Source organism: Plantibacter sp. CFBP 8798, assembly GCF_014841195.1.
Classification (GTDB): Bacteria; Actinomycetota; Actinomycetes; order Actinomycetales; family Microbacteriaceae; genus Plantibacter; species Plantibacter auratus.
The window spans coordinates 1-1,086 of record NZ_JACYTS010000007.1; the positions used below are offsets into that span (position 1 = coordinate 1).

The window sequence follows — 1,086 nt, forward strand, 5'->3', positions numbered from 1 at the left end:
CGGTCCTTGAGCTTGTCGAAGGGCAGGCGTGTGCGGAGGCGCGCGGGTGCCATGTGTTCAGGCGGCGAGGTGGAGGCGTCCGCCTCGGATGGGGGTTTGGTGTCGGTCGATGTGGCTGGGTGGGATGAACCAGGGGACACCGTTTTGGATGGTGATGGTCCAGTGGTCGTCGTGGATGCGGTGGTGGTGGAAGGGGCAGAGGAGTATGCCGTTGTCGAGGTTGGTGGGTCCGCCTTGTGACCACCATTTGATGTGGTGGGCTTCGGTGAAGGAGGGTGGGTGGGTGCAGCCGGTCCAGGCGCAGCCGCCGTCGCGTTCGGCGAGGGCGAGTTTTTGTCCGCGGGTGAACAGTCGGGTGCTGGTGCCGAGGTCGAGGACTTGGGATGGTCCGTTGAGCACCGCGGGGATGAGGTTGGCGTCGGCGGCGAGGCGGCGGAGGGCGCCGGGGCCGATGGGTTCGTCGATGCCGTCGATGGTGGCAGCACCGAGGCCGGTTTCGAGGGTGTCGTGGTCGGTGCGGATGATGACGGTGACGGGGGTGAGTTCGGTGGCGGCGCTGCTGCAGCCGGCCAGGTGTCGGAAGGTCTCGGTGAGGGCGATGGCGCGTCGCCGGTCGGTGGGGATGAGCGTGGGTCCGTCGGGCATGGGGTGACCGGATCCGTCGGGTTGGTCGGCAGGGTCGGGGTGGATGAAGTGGGGTTTGCGGTGGGTGGCGCCGATGAGGGCGTCGAGGCCGGCGCGGATGAAGGCGGCGCTTTCTGGGGCGAGTTCGGCGCGGAGGAGGGTCATGCCGGTGGGGAGTTCGTGGATGGTGCAGCGTTCTGCTCGGCGGAGGAGTTCGTCGCGGGGTTCGCGGCCGTCTTGGTCGAGGCGGGTGCGGACGAGTTTCGCGATGCGGGTGACGTCTTGCAGGGGTGCGTGGGCGGCGTGCTCGATGGCGATGACCGACGCCGCCTGGAGTTCGGGCTTGGTGCAGATGCGGCCGGCGTTGCGGAGCTCGCGGACGATGACCGCGGCACCATCGACGCTGAGGGGTGCCGACGGGCTGCCGAGGGCAGCGGATGCGTCACCATCCGTGGTGGCCGA

Annotated in this window: 1 protein-coding gene; it reads right to left on the reverse strand. The window is 69.1% G+C overall.

The window, feature by feature from the left end; translation table 11 throughout:
* Positions 1-57: 57 nt before the first annotated feature.
* Positions 58-1,086: HNH endonuclease signature motif containing protein (locus IFU30_RS20035; protein WP_192006902.1), on the reverse strand; the 1,029-nt coding region annotated here is incomplete at its 5' end.